General features: G+C 49.7%; 18 protein-coding genes. 7 read left to right on the forward strand and 11 right to left on the reverse strand.

Annotated features, from left to right (window positions below; translation table 11 throughout):
* The first annotated feature begins 4 nt into the window (after positions 1 to 4).
* From M2277_RS04285 to M2277_RS04305, 5 genes are read left to right on the forward strand one after another with little or no spacing between them, the layout of a single operon-like run.
* Positions 5 to 1141: a YheC/YheD family endospore coat-associated protein gene (locus M2277_RS04285; RefSeq protein WP_148246662.1), complete on the forward strand. Its 1137-nt coding sequence runs from the start codon at positions 5 to 7 to the stop codon at positions 1139 to 1141.
* Complete coding sequence (locus M2277_RS04290; protein WP_006212057.1) at positions 1138 to 2511, forward strand: YheC/YheD family endospore coat-associated protein; 1374 nt, start codon at positions 1138 to 1140, stop codon at positions 2509 to 2511. Before M2277_RS04285 ends, M2277_RS04290 begins: the two co-directional genes overlap by 4 nt.
* Positions 2508 to 3614 carry a YheC/YheD family endospore coat-associated protein gene (locus tag M2277_RS04295; RefSeq protein ID WP_036643312.1) on the forward strand — a complete coding sequence of 369 codons (1107 nt, stop codon included), beginning with the start codon at positions 2508 to 2510 and terminating at the stop codon, positions 3612 to 3614. The genes M2277_RS04290 and M2277_RS04295 overlap by 4 nt, the downstream gene beginning before the upstream one ends.
* A 56-nt stretch (positions 3615 to 3670) precedes the next feature.
* Positions 3671 to 4210, forward strand: coding sequence for a GNAT family N-acetyltransferase (locus M2277_RS04300; RefSeq protein ID WP_006212059.1), 540 nt, complete (start codon positions 3671 to 3673; stop codon positions 4208 to 4210).
* Positions 4192 to 5307 carry a YheC/YheD family endospore coat-associated protein gene (locus tag M2277_RS04305; RefSeq protein ID WP_063480368.1) on the forward strand — a complete coding sequence of 372 codons (1116 nt, stop codon included), beginning with the start codon at positions 4192 to 4194 and terminating at the stop codon, positions 5305 to 5307. The genes M2277_RS04300 and M2277_RS04305 overlap by 19 nt, the downstream gene beginning before the upstream one ends.
* A gap of 103 nt (positions 5308 to 5410) precedes the next feature.
* Here the strand turns inward: M2277_RS04305 and M2277_RS04310 are convergent, their stop codons facing one another.
* Positions 5411 to 6097 carry an HAD family hydrolase gene (locus M2277_RS04310; RefSeq protein WP_006212061.1) on the reverse strand — a complete coding sequence of 229 codons (687 nt, stop codon included), beginning with the start codon at positions 6095 to 6097 and terminating at the stop codon, positions 5411 to 5413.
* Between the two features lie 179 nt (positions 6098 to 6276).
* On the opposite strand from M2277_RS04310, the gene M2277_RS04315 reads away from it, so the two are divergent.
* Both M2277_RS04315 and M2277_RS04320 read left to right on the forward strand, forming a co-directional pair.
* Positions 6277 to 6564, forward strand: a complete 288-nt coding sequence (locus M2277_RS04315; RefSeq protein WP_006212062.1) for a hypothetical protein — start codon at positions 6277 to 6279, stop codon at positions 6562 to 6564.
* Positions 6565 to 6892: 328 nt separating this feature from the next.
* On the forward strand, positions 6893 to 7621 hold the full coding sequence (locus M2277_RS04320; protein ID WP_006212064.1) for a hypothetical protein: 729 nt from the start codon (positions 6893 to 6895) through the stop codon (positions 7619 to 7621).
* Between the two features lie 53 nt (positions 7622 to 7674).
* Here the strand turns inward: M2277_RS04320 and M2277_RS04325 are convergent, their stop codons facing one another.
* The 10 genes from M2277_RS04325 to M2277_RS04370 form a co-directional block, all read right to left on the reverse strand.
* Positions 7675 to 8244, reverse strand: a complete 570-nt coding sequence (locus tag M2277_RS04325) for a manganese catalase family protein (RefSeq protein WP_006212065.1) — start codon at positions 8242 to 8244, stop codon at positions 7675 to 7677.
* 90 nt (positions 8245 to 8334) lie between these two features.
* Positions 8335 to 8610: a spore coat protein CotJB gene (locus M2277_RS04330; RefSeq protein ID WP_006212066.1), complete on the reverse strand. Its 276-nt coding sequence runs from the start codon at positions 8608 to 8610 to the stop codon at positions 8335 to 8337.
* Positions 8611 to 8615: 5 nt separating this feature from the next.
* The gene (locus tag M2277_RS04335) at positions 8616 to 8837 is read right to left on the reverse strand and encodes a spore coat associated protein CotJA (protein ID WP_006212067.1); all 222 of its coding nucleotides are present in this window, start codon (positions 8835 to 8837) and stop codon (positions 8616 to 8618) included.
* Positions 8838 to 8986: 149 nt separating this feature from the next.
* Complete coding sequence (ytvI, locus tag M2277_RS04340) at positions 8987 to 10018, reverse strand: sporulation integral membrane protein YtvI (protein WP_006212068.1); 1032 nt, start codon at positions 10016 to 10018, stop codon at positions 8987 to 8989.
* A gap of 34 nt (positions 10019 to 10052) precedes the next feature.
* On the reverse strand, positions 10053 to 11378 hold the full coding sequence (locus M2277_RS04345; protein WP_063480370.1) for a hemolysin family protein: 1326 nt from the start codon (positions 11376 to 11378) through the stop codon (positions 10053 to 10055).
* A 25-nt stretch (positions 11379 to 11403) separates the two neighbouring features.
* Complete coding sequence (yfkAB, locus tag M2277_RS04350) at positions 11404 to 12543, reverse strand: radical SAM/CxCxxxxC motif protein YfkAB (protein ID WP_063480371.1); 1140 nt, start codon at positions 12541 to 12543, stop codon at positions 11404 to 11406.
* A 138-nt stretch (positions 12544 to 12681) separates the two neighbouring features.
* Positions 12682 to 14943, reverse strand: coding sequence for an MMPL family transporter (locus M2277_RS04355; RefSeq protein ID WP_280754243.1), 2262 nt, complete (start codon positions 14941 to 14943; stop codon positions 12682 to 12684).
* 18 nt (positions 14944 to 14961) lie between these two features.
* Positions 14962 to 16059 carry an HD-GYP domain-containing protein gene (locus tag M2277_RS04360; RefSeq protein ID WP_040680931.1) on the reverse strand — a complete coding sequence of 366 codons (1098 nt, stop codon included), beginning with the start codon at positions 16057 to 16059 and terminating at the stop codon, positions 14962 to 14964.
* Positions 16060 to 16164: 105 nt separating this feature from the next.
* Entirely contained in the window at positions 16165 to 16989 is an 825-nt protein-coding gene (locus M2277_RS04365) for an undecaprenyl-diphosphate phosphatase (protein ID WP_006212072.1), read from the reverse strand.
* 66 nt (positions 16990 to 17055) lie between these two features.
* Positions 17056 to 18489, reverse strand: a complete 1434-nt coding sequence (locus M2277_RS04370; RefSeq protein ID WP_006212073.1) for a bifunctional metallophosphatase/5'-nucleotidase — start codon at positions 18487 to 18489, stop codon at positions 17056 to 17058.
* Positions 18490 to 18542 lie beyond the last annotated feature (53 nt).

The raw sequence follows: 18542 nt of genomic DNA on the forward strand, positions 1-18542 counted from the left end.
CCTTATGTCCTTAAACATGATAGGCACCCTGGGTGTCATGGTATGCCGCAGACCAGGTTCCCCTCCCTTTGCCGAGAAGGAATTTCTTCGTGAATTAAGCTTGAGGGGCAGGAAGCTCGGAATGCAGGTATTTGTTTTTTGCCCGGACGATGCTTTTGCTGCTGACGATGCAGGAAGCAGTTCAGACAGAATCAAAGGGTATTGTTACGGCCCGGATCAACAGTGGAGTTCCGGCAGCTTTCCACTGCCTGATATCATCTATGACCGAGGTCTGCATCGAAACGGCGAGGAAACCGCCGCCGCAAGCGAATCTCTAAACCGCATGTTACAACGAGGTTCCAGACTATGGTCGCGCGGTTTGCCAGGCAAACAAAAAGTACATCAATTATTGAAGCATTCAGCCGCCTTAAGACCTTATCTTCCTGCAACCTTAAGTTATACGGGAGACGAATCACTGAACCGGGCTTTGCTGGCTTTTGGCAGCGGCATTTTTATGAAGCCAAGCGGAGGCTCTCAGGGTCGTCACACGCTGTGCATCTCCTGGATAGATGAGCTGCATGTCAAATTGCAAGGGAGAGATCGGAGCAATCGCATGTTCGAGCAGACCATTCCCTTGGAGAAGATGAACGACTGGGTGCGGAGATTTACCGGCAGACGCCGATTTATCATTCAACCCTTCCTGAAGCTTCATAACCGTAACGGGGAGCCGTACGATATCCGGTCGCTGGTCCAGAAGAATGATCGCGGCTTATGGTCCATTACAGGAATTGCAGTAAGGCAAGGAGCTGTCCAGGGGTTGACCTCTAACCTTCATGGAGGCGGTACGGCTTACCCCGCCCTTCCATATCTAACCTCCGATTTCGGGGAAGAGAAGGCCTTGAAGATCATTCAGACCATCCGGGAATTGTCCGCCCAGCTTCCTTCACTGCTGGAAGAAGGGTTCGGCCGTCTTGGGGAACTGGGAATCGATTTCGGCGTGGATATGAGCGGGCGAGTATGGATTCTGGAGGTCAATTCCAAACCTGGCCGACGCGCATTTACACTAACGGGAGATGGTGACGCAGCCCGGCTGTCCGTCGAACATCCGATTCAATACGCCCGTTATTTATTGCTTCGACAACTTAGGAGGGTAAATACATGAGTTTGAATTTCGGAAATATTCATTTCTCGCAGCAGCCCGAAAAAGTCGTCTTTTTATCCGGTTCGCTGCTTCGGAGCCTGGGACTAACAAGCAGGAAATCCATTCAGCTTCGCATCGGCACCAATGCCGTGTCCGCTTCTGTGAAACCGATAGAGCGGTCGGGGAAACATATCTATTTAAGCAACGGCGTCCGAAACAGCATCAATGTCCCCAGACAAGGACCCGTCTATATTCATTCCCCCCGTGACGGAGAAATCGAACTCGGGCCCGTTGTTGGCGTTCTGTCCGATGGACCACATAATCCATCCAGCCCGTTCGGCGCCAGGACTTCGTATATCAAGCAGCTGCTTCGTGAGGGCAATAAGAAGATGTTTGTATATGCCTTCGCCCCGCGGGATATCAACTGGCAGCGTGAAACCGTGCAGGCCTATATGCTCGGCTCTAACGGCGGCTTTGTGCGCAAAACCGTTCCGCTTCCTGACGTGGTCTATAACCGCCTGCCCAGCCGGAAAACCGACTTCTCCCCGTTCACCAATCAGCTCAGAGACCGGTTTGGCAAACGCAATATCAAATTCTTCAATTGGGCATTCTTCAATAAATCGGATGTGTATTCACAGCTGGACGGCGACGTGCAGGCCGGAAGATATTTACCAGAAACCTATAACAATCCAAGTCCCGAGCGGATCAAGGATATGATGGAACGCCATAGCTTTGTCTACTATAAGCCCTCAGCCGGAAGTTTAGGACTCGGCATCTACCGGCTGACCTACCTCCCCAAAAAAGGATACTATGCGCGATATCACGGAAACGGTGGTAACACACTGCTGAAATTCCCGAACTTTAACAGCATGATGCGGATGCTTCAGGCCAAACACGGCTCCAAGCTGAAGAATTATGTCATCCAGCAGGGAATTCGGCTTATTGAAATTGACGGCTGCCCCATCGACTTCAGATTCCATATGCATAAGAACAGCAAGAACCGCTGGTCGGTGGTCGGTATCGGTGCCAAAAAAGCCGGCCGGGGCAGCGTAACAACGCATATCAAGAACGGCGGCTCCTTAATGACACCGGAGCAGGCGCTCTCCCGTGCCTTCGGCTCCAGGTCGCGTGATGTGCTGGAGCGCGCCAAGGACGCCGCCATTGCGATGTCCGAAGCCATCGAGAATCATCATCCGCATCTGCTGGGAGAAATCGGGTTCGATATCGGCATTGATGATAACGAGAGAATATGGATGTTTGAAGCGAATTCGAAGCCCGGCAGATCGATCTTCAGCCATCCTTTGCTCAAAGGGGAAGGAAAAGCATCGGTCGAGCATATTTTTGAGCACAGCATGTATCTGAGTGGCTTCCACAGGGGGAATGATTCGTGATCAGCCGAGTGGAGAGTGATGGAAGACCGGTTGTAGCTATTCTGACCATGCATGATTCGTATTCCATGTTCAGGGGCAACCGGCAGAACTTTCAGGAAATCATCAAGACGGGAAAAGATATGGGCTTTATGGTCTATGTAGTAACCGTGCGTGATCTGAAACTAAACTCGGGTACGGTCAAGGGCTATACACTGCAGAGCGACAATTCCTGGGAGCAGAGGCTCTGTCCTCTGCCCCAGGTTATATACAACCGGATTCCATACCGGGAGGATGAATCCCTCCCCTGGGTCCGCCGCAAAATCAAGGAATGCCAAAAGCACCCCCACATCGATATTTACAATCCGCACTTCTTCAATAAATGGCAGCTCTTCTCGTGGCTGAACAAATCACGCTTAACTAAAAAATGGGCTCCTCTAACGAAGCGTATGAAAGGCTTCCCCACTTTATACGAGATGATTAAACGGAAGCCTTACCTTTATCTGAAACCCGAGGATGGAAAAGCCGGGCAAGGCATCATGAGAGTGCGGTATCAGAGGAACAACTCCCTTCCTTACCGCATTCAAATTCAGAACAACAAGAACAGCACGACTTATAAAGCGGCGTCTCTGGAACGGCTCTGGAATCGCGTCTATCAGGAAACCAAAGGGAGCTCTTACTTGATCCAGCAGGGAATCGAGCTGGCCCAGGTCCATGGACGCGCTTTTGACCTTCGAATTCTTGTGCAAAAGAATGAGTTTGGTGCGTGGTCCGTCACTGGCATCGGCGCTCGCATGGCAGGTGCCAAGAGCATAACCACACATGTTCCCCGCGGAGGAACCATTGAGGATCCCGAGAAATTGCTTCCAATCGTGTTCGGTCAGGAGCGCTCTGAGGCCATTCTTAGTGAAGTTAGAAAAGCAGCCGTGCACATGGCCCGGCAGATTGAGAAAAGCTCCGGCCATACGCATGGTGAAATGTCGATGGATCTTGGAATTGACAGCGAAGGCGTCCTCTGGTTTTTCGAAGCCAACTCGAGACCGATGAAATTTGACGAACCGGCCATCCGTAAAAAGTCACTTGAGCGGATTTTTCAATATTCCGACTATCTAATCAATCAACGATAGGACGCTGCCTCGCCTCGAAACCGAGCCTTAGGGATTATAGGAAAGGAGGGGATCCTGTGGAAATCTCATGTCTCTCTCTCTCAAGTCCGGATGAATGGCCGCATGCACGACAGCAGTGCAGCGACTTTCTCCGGCGGTATAGCAGCAAGCGTCTAACCCGTGAAGGTTATCAGCGTCTGGCTTCGCTATCCTACGATGAATTGATGCAGCCCGGTACTTCTATTATAGCGGCTACAGTTCGAAGCGATGTCGGCCGCATACCTGTGGGAATTTGCTATGCGGCGGACTATGGCGAAGGTGCCTGTATGATTGCGGTGCACCCGCTTTACCGCAACCGGCATATCGGCTCTTCCCTGATCCGCTCACAATTGTCCAGACTTGGTCGGCTGCGCTGCAAAGTAGCTGCCGATCATTCAGCCAGTTTGCAAATGTGCTTCCATGCAGGCTTACAAGCTATCGCCCTTGAGCAGGGTCCAACAGGCAAGCCAACGCTCATTATGAGCGGAACCCTGCCCTTAAACCAATACCAGAGTTCTTCAGCGCCTAATGCTGACTCTATTCAAGAAGGTGACCTTCTGTGTCAAAACCCATCTTAGGTATCATGACGCTTTACTTGGATGATCGAAAAAAGCTGGAAGAACGGCATATCTACGAGCATATGATCAGGGAAGGCAAAGCGATGGGGATGGACGTTTATGTCTTCACCCCTGCCGATGTCAACAGCTCACAAGGTCTGATCAACGCCATGGAGTACGATCCTGACAACAACAAATGGAGCCGAAATTGGCGTTCGTTTCCCCATATGATCTTTGACCGCTGCCGAATTCAAAAGAGCGCCCGATTTCAACAACTGCTGCGCTTTCGTTCCCGCTACCGGTATTTACTGTTTCTGAACAGACCCTTGCGCAATAAATGGACGATTCATCAAATATTATCCACCAAGAAACGATTCCGGCCCCATTTGCCGGATACCCGGATCGTGACGAGCACCAGCGATATCCACCGGATGCTGAATGTTCATCCCACCGTCTACTTTAAGCCGATTAACGGAACGGGCGGACGCGGAATTCTGAGGATAAACAAAGTGGAAGGTGTCGCAGGTACCTATGAAGTCCAGGGACGCAATGCCAACCGCAACATTATTAAACCAAAACGCATGCCTTCAGGCCATCTGGCCCAATACCTCTCAGGCTGGGGCAATAAAGATAGATACCTGGTTCAGGAAGGAATACAGCTGGAACTGCCGGATGGCAGAGTGCATGATTACCGGATGCTCGTACAGAAAAATGGAACCGGCCGTTGGCAAGTGACGGGCTGCGTAGGACGCGTTGGAGCACCCAAAAGCGTCACCTCCAATCTGCATGGCGGCGGACGTGCAACAAGGATGGAAGAGCTGCTGAGCAAATGGATTGCGGATCCGGCAAGGCGTGCCAGCATCCGCGAGGAAGCCGACGCTCTCGGCGTGGATGTCGCTAAGTTTCTTGATGAACAGTACGGGGGCTTGTGCGAACTCGCCCTGGATTTGGCCGTTGATAAATCCGGGAGAATCCTCATTATCGAGGTTAATCCGAAGCCATCGCGGGAAGTCTTCTCGCAAATCGGCGATATGACGGCTTACAGGGAATCCATGGTAAGGCCTCTAGAGTATGCAATGTGGGTATACAGTCAAAAAAAATCCGCAAAAAATGCTTAATCGAAGCTTACGAATGCCGTATCTCAGAATTCAGAAGAACACACAAAGGCTGTTCCCAAGTTGGTTCCTACCCTTGGGAACAGCCTTTGTGACTCCTATCTATCTATTCCGCTTGATCATGAAGCTTCAACAGCTGTGAAAAAGAATGAATGACAACGTCCGAACCCTTCAGCTCCTGCTCCCCGCCAAAGCCAGCGTACTGACATCCGATGACGGTCTGTCCATTCTCTTTGCCTGCCTCCACATCCGACGACCGGTCACCTACCATCCAGGCATTCTGGATATTATGCTGATCCAGCAGTAACCGTACCAGATCTACCTTCGAAGCCGTTCCATGCTCTCCAGCACTGTAGACTCCGTCAAAGAGCGACATGATTCCTCTCGCATCAGCAATGCCCTTAACGTAATGCTCCAGACCGTTGCTGGCAACAAACAAACGGACACCGCGCTGATGAAGCTCCTCTAACGTTTCCTTCACCTCAGGATACAATATGCCTGTTTTATTGTTCAATCCCTCAAGCTCCAGCTGCAGCAGCAGCTCATCTGCCCTGCGATGGGCAGCAGGCGTTCCATTCGGTATGACCTTCTTCCAGATGTCATCGAGCAGCATTCCCAAACATCCAAGCATCAGCTCCTCATCCGGTGTTTCCCCTTGATAATGCCCCTCTTCACGCAAAATGTCGAACAGTTTGTGATAGGCAGGCAGCAGCAAGGTTTCCGTCTGAAACAGCGTTCCATCCATGTCAAATATCATTGCTTCCGGCTTGATCAAAGTTGCTGTGTTTTCCAATTTGGTCCTTCCCTTCGCTCCGTATAATCTGATTTTAGTCTAATCTCCCCTCATCATATAGGAACCATATCACAACTGCAAACCCCAATTCCTATATACTTTTGGACTTCAGCCTATAAAGTATGCGTAACCAGGGGAGCTTAATCGTTGTTATAAAGATAGTGAGTTAATGTGAAAGGATGATCGACGTGCCGGGAACTCAGGAATCCGCCGCTGCGCAGCAAATCGAGCAACTGGAAGCCGAACTGGCGACAGAGCTCAATCGATATAATTCAGACGAACAGGCTGCCATTCTTAAGCGAATAGTCAGCCGTCTAAAAAGAGGGAGGTATGTCCGCAGCCCGATCGTGATTGTTAAGGAGATGATCAGAACGCCGCTGGTGTGGCTCCTCATGGCGATGGGAATCACGATCCCTCTGCTATTCTATATTCTGATTGTCTGGGTATCGCTGGCCGTTGAAAGGTAATCTTCGACCTGGTTACTTCGGACACGTGCGCCAGATGAACAGCGTAGCTGCGCACAATACCGACTGCCACCGTTAGACGGCGCCATCCCGGCAGGTACTTACTGACTGAATCACTAGGCAAAGGCAACCGCCGAAGCTCCATCATATACAGGACAGTCTGGCAGATATTAGCCTGGCCTTATTTGTTCATTGCGTAAGCAAAAAGCAAATCGGACAGAGTCATTGTCGATTATTTTCCTCCGTCAGCCAGTCCAGCCTGTGTCTAAACTAGGCGAACGTACATAGACTGGGATATATTTGATTTTGCCGATGAAGGAGCCAGAAAACCATGAATCATGCAAAAGCGAAAGCCAAACCCAAGCACATCCCCTTAAAAAAACTTCCCCCGCTCGCCCGGATCCAGGAGTTTCCCACTGTGCGCATTCATCACGCATCTTCTTCTACGAGTCAAGCAAACGCCCCCGCTGCCCAACAAGTGAGCGCCGCATACAACGAATGCATCGATCGGGCTTTTCGGATTCCAATCTTTTTGAGCACGGCCAATTCGTTGAACAACGTGCAGCAGCAATTTTTCAACCGGCTGGTTTTGGAAATTGAGGACGCTTTGTTATTTCCACGCACCCTGCCGCAGAGTGAGCAGTATCCCGAGACGGTGCTGACCAACATCCGTCGTCTGGTCATCTCCAGCTACGGTATGCTGGCTATCAACTTCCGAAGATTTTTTGTGCAGATCCTGGAAGCTAACGTCGGGCAGCCGCCAACAACCACGCCGTTTTGGCAGGGCTCTACCTTTTCACAGATCGAACCGTCGATGGCTTTCCAATTTGGCCTTCCGATCTTGTTGGTCAGGGAACGGGGGACCGATACCACCAATGGGATCTGGGCAGGCGGCATCACGCCGCTGAACATTTTCGTGGAATGGGACTCCGACAATCAGACCGTGGATGAATTTTTTGGCAGCGTGCAATGGAGAGAGGTCTTTGCCAACTGGACTGCGGAGGTTAGGGGCAACTACTACCTCCGAACGGAACCTCAGTTCAGCCTACAGATGCAGTAAGATACATAAAGTCCCACCGGCAGGCTGCCGGTGGGACTTTATGTATTCCCTATTTAAAAAACCTTCTTTGTCGCCCGATCATCCTTAATAATCTCTACCGCCTCCCGGAAACGGATGGCATGAATGATTTCACGTTCCCGTAAAAATTTAAGACCGTCCTGCAAATCCACATCATCCGTCATATCGATCAACCACTGGTATGTAGCCCGCGCTTTCTCTTCTGCGGCAATGTCCTCATACAAATCCGCGATAGGATCGCCTTTGGCCTGTATATAGGCTGCCGTCCATGGTACACCTCCGGCATTCTCATAATACAGCGCATGGTCGTGATTCACGTAGTGAGCACCGAGTCCTGCAGCTTCCATCTCCGACACCGTTGCATCCTTCGTTAATTTAAATACCATGGTGGCAATCATCTCAAGATGTGCGAATTCTTCAGTCCCGATATCATTAAGCAGCCCAATGACCTTGTCAGGAATGGTATATCGCTGATTCAGGTAGCGGAGCGCTGCCGCCAGCTCGCCATCGGCACCTCCGTACTGCTCAATCAAGAACTTCGCCATTCTTGGATCACATTTACTTACACGGACCGGATATTGAAGCTTCTTTTCATATACCCACATGGGCTCTTCCGCCTCCTTGTTCTCGCTTTTCCTAATCTTGAGGGCTGCATGCCGTTCGTGAAGGAAGTTGCAGCCCGAGTGACGGCACCATTAAACCTGCCAAGGCCAGGGGCCTTGAGCCCATTCAAAGGGATATTTAGAAAATGCACGGCCAAAATTTTGCAGGGGTCCATACAGCTCTTGAAATTGCTTCGCAAGTACCGTTCTTTCCTGTGTCAGCTTGTTAAACTGCTCAATACTCTTCAGGTCATCCGGATGAGTATCCAAAAACAGATTCAGCTCCACCAGGACAAAATCCAATGCCTGCAGCTGCTCCAGCAATTCGTAATACTTCAGATCACCAACCTGGGGTTTGGCTTCATTCACGCCGCTCACTCTCCTTTAAATTTTCGCGAGGTATACGGACTATATAAGGATGGCCACAACGTTCCGTATCTCAACGCTTCGGCAGGGCTGAATTGTGGCAGTCCAGCCGGTTGAAATACGATATACTGGTTAACAGGGACAACGTACGATCTGTAGAGTTTGGGAGGGCAAGGATCAAACGGGGAATGAAAAACCGGGTAGACACGTACCTCTGGATTCTCCTTCAAGGGTATTCCTCCTTATGTTTTACTATCCGTAATATCAAGGACTCTTCGTAATTAACATATGTCCTTCGCCCAGAAAATGAACTCCAAATTGACAAAAAAACCCTCATCCCTGGAATATTTCCGTGAAAAGGGTTCTTTTCAAGTTGTCCTTAAAATTTAATTTTGATTTGGAACAAGCCTGCTTTGCGCATCGCTGAGTAGATAATGACGACTAATGGACCGATAAAAAATCCGATGACGCCAACCAGCTTAAATCCGACATACATGCTGACCAGAGCAGGTAATGCGCCTATACCAACAGCATCACCGATGACCTTCGGTTCCAATACACGGCGGATCACCGTAATCAGAATGAACAGGAAGATCAAGCCGAGCCCTGTGAAAACATCACCTGTTGCAAGCAGATACACCGACCATGGCACCAATACGGACCCTACACCCAGAATCGGAAGAATGTCGACAATCGTAACAAGCAGAGCGATTGCCAGCGGGTAGTTAATCCCTAATATCAGCAAGCCCAGCAGTGTGATCACATATGTAAACAGACTGAGTATCAGCTGTGCCCGTAAAAATCCGAAAATTGATTTTTTCAGGCTGAGCAGCACTTCATTCACCTGCGACTGCGATGTCTCATCAAACAGGGAGAGCACTCTTTCTCGCATCGTATCCAGGCTGAAGGCAAATAAGTACACGGCCACGCAGAACACGATGAAGGTTACAAACAGGTTAGGCAATGTTTTGGCAAAGGACAGGAATGTCGATGATACCGAATTGACAAGTGACTGCACATAGGAAGAAATATTCGACATAAACTCGGTCAGACTGTCTGCAAGTCCCGGCGAAATGCCGTTCAGCATGTCTTGAGCTTGTATAATCGTATGCTGAAGGAATTCGTTAGCCCCTTCAAAATATTGCGGAGCCCGGCTCCAGTACTCAACCAGCTGGTTAAACACCTGCAGGCCGATTAAATAGGCTAACAGCAGCAGCAAGAGAAGGAACAGTGTGCTTGTAGCGGTGGCCGCCGCGATCCGATTGAGCCGCAGCCTTTTCATTAAGAGCCGATTTAACGGCTCCAGTGCAATAGCAATGACAATGGCCAACAAGAAGGGAGCTCCCACCGTAAACATTCCGTACAGCAAGAAGAGCCCCAGGCCGATAAATATCAGCTGCTTAATCGACATAATCCACTTCCTAACAAATAGAGTCTTGCTAGTTCTAAGTGAAGCTGCTATCCAGCTTCTGATGAATCATGACGCGGTTTACACGAAAACGGGTTGACTCCTCCACCTCGAAGACCACTCCATCGAATGTTGTTTTCTTCCCGACTGCCGGATTACCTTCAAGTTCCTTGAATAACCAGCCGCCAATGGAATCAACATTATGCTCCTCAATCATTAATCCGGTTAAATCATTCACTTCTTCAATGAGCATTCGCCCATCCACCGAAAAGTACTCATCGTACACTTCCATTTCCGGACGTTCATCTTCAAATTCATCGTACAAGTCACCGACGATCTCTTCCAGAATCTTCTCGGCTGTGAGTATGCCGGCAGTTCCCCCATACTCATCTATCACAAGAGCAAGCTGCTCATGCTTCGCTTGCATCTGACGAAGCACCTTGCTGATCTCCGTCGATTCCGATACGTCCATAATCGGTCTGACCAAGCTGGCCAGATCACGCTGTTTCTCAGGATCGGCGAGTAAAAGATCCGTAATATGAACAAATCCGATGATGCGGTCCTTGTTGTCCGTTGCAACCGGATAACGGGAATGCTTCGTCTCGCTGACAATCCGCAAGTTCTCTTCCAACGTAAGATTCGTGAACAGAACGTCCATATCGGTTCTCGGCAGCATGATTTCCCTGGCTCGCAAGTCGGAGAAATCGAACAGGTTGTCCATCAGCTTCATCTCATTCTCATCGATGACCCCGCTCTTTGCACTCTCGTTCATCAGAATTCGAATCTCTTCTTCCGAGTGGGCCGCCTCAGCTTCGCTTACCGGCTGAATACCGGCCAGCTTGAGGATACGGTTTGCGGACGCATTGAGTATCCAGATCACCGGCAGAAAAATGCGGTAAAACCAGAGCAGCGGAGCCGACAGGATCAGTGCCGTCCCCTCCGTTCGCTGAATCGCAATTGATTTAGGGGCAAGCTCCCCTAATACAATATGCAGGAAGGTGATAATACAGAAGCCGACTGCAACGGAGATTGTGCTGATCAATCGCTCATCCGTAAAGCCAATACTGTGCATAATCGGCGCTACCAGCAAATCCGAAATTGCAGGTTCCCCAATCCAGCCCAAACCCAGTGAAGTCAAGGTGATTCCAAGCTGAGTCGCGGATAAATACGCATCCAGCTTTTGGTTAACTTTCAGCGCAATACCTGCAAGCCGGTTGCCTTCACTAACGAGCTGGGTCAACCGGGATTGACGCATCTTCACAAGTGAAAACTCCGCAGCTACAAACACACCGTTCAACAAAACGAGCAGGAAAACCAAGAGTAAATTCAAAATCAGTTGCCCGACCTCAAATTCCTCTGCCATGATGACACGCCTTCTTTCTAGGGTTCTAGTTTGTCTGTGCTTTTCTTGACTTGAAATCCACACCCCGATAGTACATGTCAGCTACCAACAAATTCGGGCCGCAGCAGCTTACTGCATCACAATGACAGTTGACGGTTTGATTTAACGGGTGGCCGGTCGACCATTCGTCAAAAATATCGTCCAGCTTCTGTTCCTTAATATTACCAAAAGCCGGGATATCAGCAAAATCCGTAACATACACGTCACCCGAGAATAAATTCACATTCACCCGGTTGCGACCATCCGGATCATTGCGAACCGTTACATTAGGCTCTTGCCGCAGGCGGCGGATGATCTCCTGATCGTGAGCATCGAAGCTGCACGCATAAAAAGGTAGCGTTCCGAACAGCATCCACATCTCAGGGTCGCGCACATCCAGCAAATGCTGAATGGCGGCCTTCGTATCCGCTAAGGACAACACAGGCAGAGCAGAAGCAAAGTTCGATGCATACATCGGATGGACTTCATGCCGCTTGGCGCCCATGTCCTTAATCAACCTGTGAATGCCTCCCAATTTGGTATGCGTTCGGTAGTTAATCATGGATTCAGCGGAGATGTACATTCCCGCCGCACTCAATTTTTCCGAATTGAGAAGCATCGTATCATACATCTTGTATGCTGTTTCCTTAGAAACAGGACGCGCACTATTCGCAAATCCGACTTCATAGAAGTCGTCCCCGTTCAAATAATTAAAGGAGATATGCATAACATCCAGATAGGGCAGCATCTTCTCGTAACGGCTGATATCGAGCGTCAAATTAGAGTTGATCTGAGTCCGAATTCCCCGATCCCTGGCATACTTAAGAAGGGGAACAATCACGTTGTCCACCGTCTTGCCGAGAAATGCCGGTTCCCCACCGGTCAAACTGATCGTCTGCAGATGCTCTACCTCGTCGAGCCGCCTCAGCATGGTATCAAGTGGCAGCATCGGAGCTTCCTTCATGACAAGCATATCGCCAACAGCGCAATGTTCACAGCGCATATTACAAAGATGCGTCACTGTCATTTCCACGCTGGTCAGCACATGGCGGCCATGCTCACGCAATGAAGTTATCGGATCCCACGGATCATAACTCGGCGAAATGGGCCTCAAGGCTGATGGAAATGGCTGTGCTGTATTACTCATGGTTCACTCACCTTACTTCTTTGAATTACCGATTCTATCAGTACAACTTACATGGATGTACTTACGGTTGTTGATCATGCCCATTATATGATTATAACATACCCGTACAGAAGGCTTGTGTTTCATTCTTAGAGAATATCAGCCGGTTTCCCTTCCGCGATCAGGCGTATCCCTGGCAGCAGGCTTATATCGAGGAAACATCCAGTTTGGACTCCACCAATTGGCTCTGCCCAGCATTTTCATGAATGCAGGAACAAGCAAAACACGAATCACCGTAGCATCCAGAAGAACAGCCGCAGTTAAACCTAAACCGATTGCTTTCATGACTTCATTATCCGTAAATACAAAGGCACCCACAACGACAGCCAGAATCAGGGCAGCACTTGTGATCAGCCCACCCGTGCTCTCCAGACCTTCGGCTGTGCTGTATTCATTATCCCCCGTCCGCTCATAGTTCTCCATAATCCGAGAGAGCATCATGACTTCATAGTCCATGGATATGCCAAACACAACACAGAATATCAGTATCGGCAATAGTGCAAAAATGGATCCTGTTGAGGACACGCCCAGCCATTCTGCGCCTATCCCCTCTTGAAATACCCACACAACGATCCCGAGTCCCGCACCAAGGCTGAGCAGGTTCATCACACTCGCTTTTAACGGGAGCACCATCGATCGGAACGCTATAAGGAGAATGACGTAAGTCACTACAAATACAAAGGTAAGGACAAACAGAATATTCTGATGAATAACGTCAATGATGTCCAGTTTATAAGCAGGGCTACCTGTTACATAGGTTGTCAGGCCCAACGCATCCATCGTTCTCAAATCCCGGACAAGCTGCGTTGTTAACGCATGAGATTCACCGTATTCCGGAATCACAGCTACTGCGGCCATCTCTCCCCTTACGAAACGATGCTGTTCCAGCTGCTGGCGGATATCTGCACGAGACAAATACTTGGACACTTCATCGATGGACCCCCGCCCGATGCTCAGATAGCTCTCCACCCGCTTCACGCCCGGCATGATCCTGATTTCATCCGTATATGCCTTCATCTGCTCGATGCTGCGCAAATCCTCATAAGAGGCAGGCAGCTCCACAGCAACAACGATGGAGTTTAGTTCACGCTCATCATAAGCCTGTGCAAGCAGGTCATGACCATAACGGGATTCATAGGCTGGAGGCAGAACCTCGGCAGCCGGGATCTCGATGTTCATGTTTCGTACCGGATAAATGGCCAGCAGAAGCGCACCGATCACAGCTATCGAGATCGTCACAGGATGAGCCATGACAAACCTGGATAGTTTTCTCCACATGCCTGAAGTCTGCTGTGCACGGAAGTGCCGGAATTTGGCCGGGAATAGAGGGAGTGTATGAATGCGGGGTCCCAGTAGCCCCAACAGTGCGGGAAGAAGCGTGTTGCCTGCCAGAACCGATAACAGCACCACCGTAATGCCGCCAAGGCTAAAGGAACGGAAAATCGGCAGATTGATAAAACCCATGGCCACAAAACCGATCAATACAGCGGCTCCGGAGAACATGACCGCTTTGCCGGCTGTTGCACAAGTGACGGCCAAGGCACTTTCCACGTCTCCGCTGCGCGCTTGCATCTCTTCTTTGAATCGGCTTACTACGATCAGAGCATAATCAATACCTACAGCCAGACCCAGCATCGTGACAACATTCGGAAGAAAATTACTGATCGAACCGTCAGCCATGGCAACAAAATACAGGAGCCCCATCGTAACAACCACGCTGACCACGCCTGCGATCAGCGGAAGGATCGCCGCGGTCAATGTGCCGAAGACCACGGCCAAAATGATCAAAGCTGCAGGTATGCCAATCATCTCGGCTTGGATTATGTCGCTTTTGACAGCTTCATTCATATCGGCGAATATGGCCGTATTTCCGGTTATGTAAGTATCCGCTCCCGTAATGGCAGGGACCGATTCCCTAATCTCATCAAACTGTAACAGGGCTTCCGAGGAGTCCAGGTCCAGCAGCACCGTCACCGATACGATATGGTCCTGACCGGCTCTATGAGCTGCCAAATTCATATAGATATCTCTCACGTAAGGACGGGAACGCAAAGGCTCCAGCTCCGTTAGAATACGCCTCTGCGCCATGCCTGTTGTCAGGTTCTCATCACTGTTGCTGACCACGACAATATCCAGCGAGGCTGCCGAAAGCCCCAACCCTTCTTCCAGCTTTTCAATCCCGATCTGGGCGGGACTATCCTCCGGTGTAAATCCGTTATGCTGCAATATGGAGGGAAGTTTAAACGCAAAAGGAAGCAGCCCGCAAAACAAAATAAGCCAAGTTACAACAACGGCTTTACGGTAGCGATATATCTGTCGCCCCCATGTATGCAGCAATGTTGTACGGCCGTTACGTTTCACGAGTCAACCTCCTTATAGTCAAGTTTGATCTATGGTGCTCTGTCCGATTCCGGCAATCATGATCGCCAAGGTTTCGGATAAATCCAATTCGTACGGAGCCGAGAGCGGCGTTCCGTCCCCATCCGTTAAGACACGAACCACCGGCCGATGGGGCACATGCGCGTGGATTTTGGATACAACCCCGCTTTCACCCGTGTGCAGCTTCACCGTTATCCCTGGAGGATATATTGCTACGCGGTCGCGGAACATGGCCAGAAATTGCTGTTCATACAGCGTTCCCGACCCGGCATACATGACTTCTACCGCTTCATGCGGCAGTAAGGCAGGCTTGTACACCCGCTGCGTTGTCATCGCATCGTAAGAATCCGTAATGGCAATCCATTTGGCATATTCATGGATGTCAGGGCCTTTCAATGCTCTTGGATAACCGCTGCCGTCCAGACGCTCATGATGCGATAACGCGCAATGAGCCGATAACAGCGGAATATTGGGCTCGTCCTTTAATATTTTGAACCCGATTTCGGTATGCTTCTGGATCTCGCGAAATTCATCCTCGCTAAGCCGCCCGGGATGCTGCAGAAGCTTCTGGGAAATCCTGGTCTTTCCAATATCATGGAGCAGAGCCCCCAGACCGAGAACTCGAAGCTCCTCCCGGTTATATCCGTAGGACACGCCAAGAACCGTTGAATATAAACATACGTTTAAGGAATGGCGGTACAGATTGTAATCATTCGTATTCATATCGGTCAGCAGCACCATGCACTCATCATGTCCCGATATTTCATCCATGATCGATTCCATCATTCCCGAAAATGTCTTGCCCAAATGAAGAAAGCTGCCTTTCAGACTCGCTTGACTCTCCAGGTTCTTGAAGCTGGTTCGAATCGACCGAATCGCCTGAAGCCGTGTTTCTTCCGTCAATAACTCCGGAACCACGATATCCTCTGTCACCGCATCCTCGATATATACATATCCCAATTCTAATGTGCCAAGTCGGCGGATCAGTCCAGTCGTCAGTTCAACACCTTCAGCAAGCAGGACCAAACCGTCGCTATTGTATATTCTTTTACCAAGTACCATTCCCGGCCTCAACGCATGGATAGGTATAAGACGCAAATCCGTCACTTCCTCTGCTATTCTCAAACTTGTGTGGGATATAGCGTCTAGTCTTCAGTCGATCACTATACGAAGAAGCCGGACCACCTCTTGTGCCTACGATCTCTAGTGCATAATAAACAGCCAGAAAACAGCGGCGAGAACAAAACGGTAGATCGCGAAATGAGTGAGACGTATCTTCTGTATAAGCTTCATGAAGGCCAAGACGACAAAATAAGCGACAACAAACGAAACGATAAATCCGGCGAGAAATACACCAATCGTATCTGAAGTAAAATATGGATAAGAATCCAGCAATTCATAACCGGATGCAGCACACATAATAGGAATTGCGATAAGAAAAGAGAAATCGGCCGATGCCTTGTAACTCACTCCGCTGAGCATGCCGCCGGAGATGGTCGAGCCCGAACGGGAAAAGCCCGGCCATAATACCGATATGATCTGATAGACACCAATCAGAAGTGCCTGCTTGTATGTCAATTCGTCCAGATCGTGTGAAGTCACTTGGACTTTATTTTTGTTGTACCATTCTGCAAATATCATGAAAATACCGCCCGCAACAAGTGCAAATAATACAGTTTGGGCATGAAAGAGGCTCTTGATGAAATCCCTCGCAAAAAACGCTACCAGCAGCGCTGGAGCAATGCCCAAAAATACATGAATCAGATTCAGTTTTTTGCGCGGCGCCTTTTTGTTCAAAGATTCACTTCGACTCCAGCCCAGCAGGTTCAGAATACGATTCCAGTAAACAATCGCAATCGCCAAAATAGCGCCAAGCTGAATAACAATTTCAAATGTCTTCATGATCGCTGTTTGATCATCGTACCCTAACACCTTGGCTGTCAAAATCATGTGGCCTGTGGAAGACACCGGAATGAATTCCGTTAATCCTTCCACAATCCCCAGTATAATAGCTGTTATAAAATCCATGTCCATCCCCTCCCTAACCTTTGTCCTCATATGTATGCTCGGCCAAAGGAAGTTAGTCGGGGGTTGTCAGGATATCCAGCGTGAAATCAAGGTCTCTTCAAGCGAGCCGGGGCGCGAAAGTTCTTTTCTCAGCAAATCTCGGATAAACTCCGGCAGCATGTAAACCGTATCCTTGCCAAGTGCCAGCGTCTCGTATCCGATTTTGAAAGTGAACATGTCCAGCGTCCCCACTTCATATTCACGTTGTCGATCCAGCGGCTGTCCCTGGATGGAGATATCGGTGATCTTGTGATACGGCTCTCCCTGCTTATCGTAGTGAATGCTTAATCCGTCTACGGCAAGCCCGCCTAATATATAGCCGCGAAAGCCGAAACCGAGTATTTTCTTGCTGCTAAACTCCTGGAGTAGACTCTCTTCAAGCGCCTGATAGATATGTTCCCCAAGCAGCTTCACTACACAGGGGTTAATGGGGGAAGGACACAAACCATGGAGCATTCCCGTACTGATCTCGCCCTCCGGCAATGGACCGAGCAGCTGTCCCGAGTTAACGATGGCAAGTTCTGCCCCTGTGTGCTGAAGCACGGCCTGAGCCAGCAGGTTTGCAAACGGCGACTCCTCTTCATAATGGATCGGCAGACTCCGATCTATAACGGCAACAGACTCCGTTAATCGCTCCCTTGCCAACTCATGATGCCTCATGATCGCTTGTTCGACGATCGGCTCCATCACGCTCTTGTCAACGGGCAGAAGGCTGCCCTCAATACAAGTAAACCGCTCCTCCACATGGCTGCGCTGCATAACGATTCGACCAACATATTGTCCGAATTTGCCTGCACCGCATACGGCGGTATTTCCGATCATCAGCGGTTCCTCTAAAATATGATGGGTATGACCGCCAAGAATGACATCAATGCCTTCGATAGTCTCTGCCAATCTTTTATCAATCGTTAGACCTAAATGGGATAGAACAATAACGATGTCGCACTTGTCCTGAAGTGCCTCTACTTGTTCAGCAATGGCCTGCACAGGATCCTCAGCTTCCCAGCCTAACAATTGATAAAATCCTGCAAAAGCAGCGGTTGCGCCAGTCAGCCCGATTCGGATGCCTTCCCGCTCAAGGATGACATGCTGTTTCATCCATGAAGGAGGAGCGCCGCTTATCGTCTCATGAATGTTGCAGCAGACGACAGGACATAGCAGTCCGGCGTAAACACTCTCCAAGATGTCATAGGGTATGGTCAACCCTTCATTATTGCCAATTGTAATCGCGTCGTATCCTGTCAGATTAATGACATCCACATTGGCTTGGCCCATGGAGCCTTCCGTTTCCACCGAAGCCCGGTCCATATGATCACCGATATCCAGTACGATAGCAGAATCGCCGGCAGCCGTCTTTTCCCGGGAAATAAGTGCCGCCACCTTACTCATCATTTCAAAATGGCTGTGTATATCGTTGGTATACAGTATGGTAAGCGTCTGTTTATTGCCTTGTATCCCCATCTGGCGGCCCCCCTCCCTATGTTCGTTTTACGATAATTTCCGGTCTTACAAGC

The organism is Paenibacillus sp. LBL, assembly GCF_029893715.1.
Taxonomy (GTDB): Bacteria; Bacillota; Bacilli; order Paenibacillales; family Paenibacillaceae; genus Paenibacillus_AQ; species Paenibacillus_AQ glucanolyticus.

Coding starts and splice junctions, on each gene's coding strand:
- M2277_RS04320 (WP_006212064.1), top strand. CDS start 6,893: ATGAATCATGCAAAAGCGAAAGCCAAACCCAAGCACATCCCCTTAAAA.
- ytvI (WP_006212068.1), bottom strand. CDS start 10,018: ATGTCGATTAAGCAGCTGATATTTATCGGCCTGGGGCTCTTCTTGCTG.
- M2277_RS04365 (WP_006212072.1), bottom strand. CDS start 16,989: ATGGATTTTATAACAGCTATTATACTGGGGATTGTGGAAGGATTAACG.
- M2277_RS04345 (WP_063480370.1), bottom strand. CDS start 11,378: ATGGCAGAGGAATTTGAGGTCGGGCAACTGATTTTGAATTTACTCTTG.
- M2277_RS04285 (WP_148246662.1), top strand. CDS start 5: ATGTCCTTAAACATGATAGGCACCCTGGGTGTCATGGTATGCCGCAGA.
- M2277_RS04325 (WP_006212065.1), bottom strand. CDS start 8,244: ATGTGGGTATATGAAAAGAAGCTTCAATATCCGGTCCGTGTAAGTAAA.
- yfkAB (WP_063480371.1), bottom strand. CDS start 12,543: ATGAGTAATACAGCACAGCCATTTCCATCAGCCTTGAGGCCCATTTCG.
- M2277_RS04290 (WP_006212057.1), top strand. CDS start 1,138: ATGAGTTTGAATTTCGGAAATATTCATTTCTCGCAGCAGCCCGAAAAA.
- M2277_RS04370 (WP_006212073.1), bottom strand. CDS start 18,489: ATGGGGATACAAGGCAATAAACAGACGCTTACCATACTGTATACCAAC.
- M2277_RS04315 (WP_006212062.1), top strand. CDS start 6,277: ATGATCGACGTGCCGGGAACTCAGGAATCCGCCGCTGCGCAGCAAATC.